The organism is Lacticaseibacillus saniviri JCM 17471 = DSM 24301 (genome assembly GCF_001311785.1).
GTDB classification, from domain to species: Bacteria; Bacillota; Bacilli; order Lactobacillales; family Lactobacillaceae; genus Lacticaseibacillus; species Lacticaseibacillus saniviri.
This window is the reverse complement of the sequence record NZ_BBBX01000039.1, coordinates 1-5,937: the sequence shown is the minus strand read 5'-3', so window position 1 is coordinate 5,937 and position 5,937 is coordinate 1. Positions and strand designations below refer to the sequence as shown.

At 46.1% G+C, this 5,937-nt stretch carries 7 protein-coding genes; all 7 read right to left on the bottom strand.

Annotated elements, in window-relative coordinates; all coding sequences use genetic code 11:
• Positions 1-222: VRR-NUC domain-containing protein (locus tag JCM17471_RS12820; RefSeq protein WP_156321722.1), on the bottom strand; the 222-nt coding region annotated here is incomplete at its 3' end.
• 241 nt (positions 223-463) lie between these two features.
• Positions 464-2,758 carry a phage/plasmid primase, P4 family gene (locus JCM17471_RS12815; RefSeq protein ID WP_054778142.1) on the bottom strand — a complete coding sequence of 765 codons (2,295 nt, stop codon included), beginning with the start codon at positions 2,756-2,758 and terminating at the stop codon, positions 464-466.
• A 16-nt stretch (positions 2,759-2,774) separates the two neighbouring features.
• Positions 2,775-3,311, bottom strand: a complete 537-nt coding sequence (locus JCM17471_RS12810; RefSeq protein ID WP_054778141.1) for a DUF669 domain-containing protein — start codon at positions 3,309-3,311, stop codon at positions 2,775-2,777.
• Positions 3,312-3,492: 181 nt separating this feature from the next.
• Positions 3,493-4,515: a DEAD/DEAH box helicase gene (locus JCM17471_RS12805; protein WP_225354310.1), complete on the bottom strand. Its 1,023-nt coding sequence runs from the start codon at positions 4,513-4,515 to the stop codon at positions 3,493-3,495.
• Positions 4,440-4,673, bottom strand: coding sequence for a DEAD/DEAH box helicase family protein (locus JCM17471_RS15605; RefSeq protein ID WP_225354309.1), 234 nt, complete (start codon positions 4,671-4,673; stop codon positions 4,440-4,442). The genes JCM17471_RS12805 and JCM17471_RS15605 overlap by 76 nt, the downstream gene beginning before the upstream one ends.
• Positions 4,666-5,202: a hypothetical protein gene (locus tag JCM17471_RS12800; protein ID WP_225354308.1), complete on the bottom strand. Its 537-nt coding sequence runs from the start codon at positions 5,200-5,202 to the stop codon at positions 4,666-4,668. Before JCM17471_RS12800 ends, JCM17471_RS15605 begins: the two co-directional genes overlap by 8 nt.
• Positions 5,174-5,932, bottom strand: coding sequence for an AAA family ATPase (locus tag JCM17471_RS12795; protein WP_054778143.1), 759 nt, complete (start codon positions 5,930-5,932; stop codon positions 5,174-5,176). The genes JCM17471_RS12800 and JCM17471_RS12795 overlap by 29 nt, the downstream gene beginning before the upstream one ends.
• Between the last annotated feature and the right edge of the window lie 5 nt (positions 5,933-5,937).

Genomic DNA, 5,937 nt, shown 5'->3' with positions numbered 1-5,937 from the left:
CTCTGGCCTCAGTCGGCCGGTCTCGTTTTTGACTTCGATTAAGATTAGTTTGCCGTCACTGTGTCGAAAGCCGGTCAAGTCAGGCCACCCTTTCGGTGGTCCTGCATCAAACATACGGCCGGTATCGGTTCTAACCTTGCCGACATTGGTTCGGATGATAGTACAACCGGCGCGACTGACAGCGATCATGATTTCTGATTGAATCGCGTGTTCTGATTTCAAAAGTGTACCCCCTAGTGTATGGTTGGCAAAACGCTGTAGTCCTTGTAGCTGTAGGTGTTCAACGTTAATTTTCGCTATTAGTGTACCCTTGCTAAAAAGCTTTTTTTCTTATACATATTTTCTCTTATTACTATTAATACTTTTTTCTTTAAGGGTACATAAGAAAGTGAAATAGTAATATAAAGGCTTATACATCAAGGCTTTAGAGTTCACAATGGGGGTACACTAACCATACACAACCCTACACATTCCAAGCCAATCTCGTGTCAGGTTTTATGCGAACCCCGTCATAGACGTATCCAGAGGCTATTCGCCTCTTTGTGAATTTGTGAGCCATCTCGATGCCAAACTTAGTAGATGACATTGAGTACTCGCTGTAATCCTTGGCCCACTGCTTATAAGTCTTGAAAAGCTCACTTGACCTAACGCTGAATCCTGGTCCCGTCTCTGCCACTTCACCGAGGAACCCAGCGAGAACGTCCATTTCTTCCCGGTAACCCTTGCTTGCTTCGGTTACGATTGCCGGCGGGTTTAATCCCTCTCTCTGCCACTTCAATGCACCGTCTACCATCCAGTTAAGAATCCCAACCGACTCACGCTCAAGCTTGTACTTGAGATCCTTATCGACTTTGTCATCGGGAATCTGAACCTTGAACGGGATGAGCATCAATCGACGCCAGATACCGTCGTCGGTGCCGCGAATGATAGGCTTGTGGTTGGTTGCCAGCCACAGTTTAAACTGCGGTTCAAATTCAAACTCATTTCCGTAGAGCTTCCGAGCCGTGACCTTATCACCACCGGTAAGCTGCTTGACTAGCCCTTCGTCCATGCGGTAGCCTTCGTTCGGTTCACTACTGGTGACCAGTCGCGCACCTTTCAACCGTGCGATATCTGTGTTTGGCCCCGAATTTTTTCGAACCATGATTGTTTCAGCTTGAATCGTTTTGGCATAGGTACCGAAGATGTTGCTCACAGTCTCCAGAAAAATTGACTTACCGTTTCGACCGTTCCCGTGCAGGATAAACATTACCTGCTCTTTGTTTGATCCAGTGAGTGAGTATCCGAGGGCCTTTTGCAGGTATTCAATTAAGTCCTTGTCACCATTAAAAATCTGGTCCAAAAACCGCTCCCACTCAGGTGCGTCCATCGTGTCGGTGTATTCAAAATTGCCTTGCAGACTAAACATCTTACTTATCTCATGGTCTTTCAGCTCACCGTTCGATAAGTCGACATAGCCGTTCAAAACATTAAATAGCGTCAAATCTTTGTCGAATTCATCTGGCATCACTGGCAATCGGTGCTTGAGCTCGTCCATCATGGCTTTCTTGCCGGCATTGCTACGTGACCGCTTCTTGAATTGCTCCCAAGCCTTGCGCATCGCCTCTTCGTCAGCGTCGGCCGGAATGTTTAACTTCTCGTTTTTCAGGTCAGCCACGACTGCGTCAGTCATCGAAGCGAGTTGCCCGCGCTGGTCTTGCTCCAAAAAGCTGCCGTTGTAGATGTACCAAGCTTTGTCGATGTATGAGTACCGTGCAATTTCGCCAAAGCGATCAACAAAACGGTCGGCATTTCCGGTGTCATCCCACGACCGTGGAGGAAACTCTTTAGGCTTGTCTGACCCGCCGAACGAAATAATGTACTTTGGCCGTTCGCGCTCTGGCTGATACACGGAATTGGTCTCATTAATCGCCTTGTTCATGGTCGCGACTCCGTAAGTCGTTTTACCGTGTTTTTCGTCCCATTTATCACGCATGAGAGATGACTGACGGAAAATCGCGTCCATCTTGGTGAAGTCCCGTCCTGTCCAAAACGCCAGGTCGTTCGCGAAAGCCAGGTCTGCTTCTGACTGCGATGAGTAAAACTGCTCCCACCCGCCTTGGAGTAAAAGTTTGATTCGGCTTCCGGTCTTGCTGTTGAGCATTTTGGTGACGATTTCGTCTTCGCTGAGGTTGTTTGGTCCACTCTGAGGTGTGGCCGAAGGTAGCGAGATAACTTTCTTTGGCTCCAGATACTTCGTGTAAAGCTTTTTGATATTTTCTTTTGGCGGTGTTGAGACACCTTCATAAGGACCAATTTTGTTACCTGTCATGGCAAAGAAACGACCGTCTTGATACATCTCGATATCGCCTGAACGCCGGCGGCTACCAGGTAACTTCCCCTTCACGATGATGTGAAGTCCTTCACCGCTCATTGACAGTTCTGAGTAACTTTGCGTAGCATCTAAAAACTCCCATGCCATGTTTTCTGTTCTATCGCCCGCGGCCAATCGTTCAAGTTCACCACCAATATGATCAATATCAATACCCATGTAGCCACGTCCGAAAAAGAAGCCTAATCCATCCAACTGATAACCATCTAATGCGACCAATGCTTCATCAAACGTTACCCAGTCAGCTTCATTTGTGCTGCTGCCACGCTGACCTGTGTTCGCACTATACGGAATCTTTGTGTATTTGTTCTTATCTGGCTGCCAAATACGTCGGTAAAGGCCCCATTGCTTTAGGGCCCGCAGTTCTGCTGGAATTTTTTCATACATGCTTTAACCTCGAAAATTAGAATGGTAAATCTGAGTTAGTTACTGTAGGCGCTGGGGTCGGTGCAGATGACGTTTCTTTAAATTGATGTGCTAGTTGTGGATACTTGGTTCCTTTGAAGTTCCATGGTGCCACACGATTACGCTCGGTCACGCTCCCGTTGTACTCTTCATTTTCTTTCTTTACATACACGTTCACTGGCTTGTGATATAAAGCGTTCATGAAATCTTGAATCGAATTAATCTGTGTTCCCTCTGGAATCTTTGCGGCTTCAAGAATGTATTGCAGACCATCCATGTCATATTGGTTAGTCTTCTTCCGCTTCCAATTGTCCACGAACACATGACGGTTATGATATTTACCGTTGCTAGCTGGTAGTGCTGCGTCCAAATCATTGCGAACAATTAAGTCAAACTGTAAGCTTTCCGCGCCACTTGGTGTGGCTGCCTCTTGCACATGATTGATTACCACTTCATATTCTCCAGTTGGTAAAGGATCATAACCATTGCCTTCGTTATTCTTTGAGTAGTCTGTTGTTAAATTGAATTCTGCCATGTTGTTGGCCTCCTATTTTTGTTTGAGATGAACCCACGTGCCTTAGCCTGGTAGTACACCCAGCCTGGCTTATAACCGTGAGCGTTGGCGATTTTCTTTAAGTCGTCCATTGATTTAGCGTCTTTAGGCGACATATGATCAGGTCGCTTAACAGTGAATTTAAATGCTGGTGTTAACTTAGTCAGCTTTGCTTCGGCTTCACGTCGAGTTCTCTGCTCTCAACCGGTTGTTCAAAACCGCAGAGTGGGCAAATGTGAGTGTTGGCTGGTAAAACGGCATAGCATTTGGGACACGTGCGAATTGCTGGAGCATCAGACTTACCACGCTCTTTCTTTGGTTGACCTTCCAAACTCCATTCTCGTGGTGTGTCTGGTAAGCCAAATCGATAAGCGTTACCGACGTGGTCGATAATTGTGGCTCGTTTACCCGGCTGGTATCGCATCCCACGCATTGATTGTTGAATGAATAGTGTGAGTGAATCTGTTGGCCGAAGCATTATGACTGTCTGACAATCAGGCACATCTACGCCCTCGCCATATAACTCGGCGTTGACCAGGATTAAAGTCCTGCCAGACCGAAAGTTATCCATGGCTTGTTTGCGCATCTCAGCGGACGTTTTACCGTCCACTTGTTCTGCATGATATCCAGCTCGATTAAATGCATCAGTAACATCGATGCTTGCTTGAACATTGTGGGTGTAAACGATAGTTTTAGTGTTATTGGCAACCTCTTTGTAGGTTTTGAGTACATCACCAAAGATTGCCCTTACTTTAATTGCTTGGTCCATTGACTTGTTACTGTAGTCACCGGTTGACGCCCGCTTTAACCGTTCAACGTCAATTAGCGTTGGTGCATAGTAGTCATATGGTGCCAAATAACTATTGTCGATAAGCCACTTAATCTCAGGCCCAATGATTAAGTCGTCATACACTTCTTTCATCCCCGTCCCAGACAATCGTGCAGGAGTGGCAGTAAATCCCACTAATACTGAGTTTTTGAAATGTTCAAATATCCTCTTGTAGGAAGCAGCAAGTGAGTGGTGAGCTTCATCACACAAAATTAGTTGTGGTGTTGCGATGTAATCCAACCGGCGGGTGATTGTTTGCACCATCCCCACTTCGCACAAACTCATATCAACGCCCCAGCGTTCAAAAGTGGCCTTTGCTTGAGCCACAATTTCTTTGCGGTGCACGATGAACAGCACTCGGTTGCCGCGTTCAGTAGCTTTTTTGCAATTTCAGCCATTGTGGCGGTTTTACCCGACCCTGCTGGCGATTGAACTAAAACACGTTTGTAGCCAGTAGTTAATGACTTGCGTACCTGATCTACTAATTTCTGTTGGTAAACTCTCAATTTACCCATGCCGATAATTCCCTTTTCTTGGAGATGTTTGGACTGCTTGTATCGGATTCCATCCTCGTTCAATACGGGAAAGCACTAATCCGCTGCGGTAACCTTTAATCTTGTTCCACTCTGTTGCTGTTTTAGTTTGTCCATCAATTGTGATAAAAATAAGTCGCGGGTTGTCACCATAAACTGCGTCATAGGCGCTTCTTCCTTGAATTTCGATTCGAGCCCTGATTGCACTAGCTGTGAACCTTGATTTCATAGCCCATTCGGCTAGCGTTCTAGTTTGTCCATCAACCGTTAGCCGATAATTATTCTCGCGGTTGTTTTGTTGCACCTTTTGACTGACCCATCGGCAATTATCAGGTCCATAATCACCATTCACTTTGATGCGATCAATGGATAATCCCTTTTTATACCCATGAGACAATGCCCAGGAATTAAATGCATAAAAATCATTTAACCATTCATCGCATATCTTTATTCCTCGCCCACCATATCTTGGATATTTGTGATTATTTGGATTTAGGCAGCGTTGTTTCATCGTCGCCCACACTCCGTAAAGCTGGTTGTCCACTACTCTGCTCATCGCTGGCACCCCCAAACTCAAACAGTTCTTCAATCGGGACCACTTTCCGTGCATCCAAGCGGTTCTTCGCAAACACGCTGTCGGTTCCCTCTAGCACGACGCCACGCCCACCGGTAGCCGGATTGATAACGACCCGACCAACGACATCAGTCAAGCCGAGCAAGCCATCGCGGACACTATCACGAATTGCTGGCGCAAACTGGGTGAAATTTTGACCGGTTTCGGCCGTGATTTCGCGAGTGTTTTCCCACGCCGTAACCAAAACGTTGACAGGTGCGTCCATAAAAATTGTTGTGATCACACGGGCAAAATAGTTAGTCCAACCTGAGTAATCTTGTAACTCATTTCGGATACCTGACTTGGAGTTCCGACCTTGCTCGACAAACCAGTCCTTTTCCAGCGCTGAAACATTGTCGATGACCAGGTTGTCATAACTAGCGATAAGCTGTTTAATGTGTGTCATAAAATCAACAAGTTCATCTGATGGCTTGGTGCGGTCAAACGGTTGGATATCAACATTAGGAACACCTGCCAGAACCTTCGATGAATCATCTAAATCAAGCACTAGTGTCTTGCCTTTTAGATTTTTGATTGCGCTCGTTTTGCCCACACCCGGCTTACCATAGATGAGCACGCGCCAATTCTTCGTGCGGTCAATTTTTGATGCTGATTTAATTGGTTGCATAGTTA

What these genes read in the sequence shown, in the direction of transcription:
- JCM17471_RS12815 (WP_054778142.1), bottom strand. Translation starts at nt 2,758, where the DNA reads ATGTATGAAAAAATTCCAGCAGAACTGCGGGCCCTAAAGCAATGGGGC.
- JCM17471_RS12810 (WP_054778141.1), bottom strand. Translation starts at nt 3,311, where the DNA reads ATGGCAGAATTCAATTTAACAACAGACTACTCAAAGAATAACGAAGGC.
- JCM17471_RS15605 (WP_225354309.1), bottom strand. Translation starts at nt 4,673, where the DNA reads ATGGGTAAATTGAGAGTTTACCAACAGAAATTAGTAGATCAGGTACGC.
- JCM17471_RS12800 (WP_225354308.1), bottom strand. Translation starts at nt 5,202, where the DNA reads ATGAAACAACGCTGCCTAAATCCAAATAATCACAAATATCCAAGATAT.
- JCM17471_RS12795 (WP_054778143.1), bottom strand. Translation starts at nt 5,932, where the DNA reads ATGCAACCAATTAAATCAGCATCAAAAATTGACCGCACGAAGAATTGG.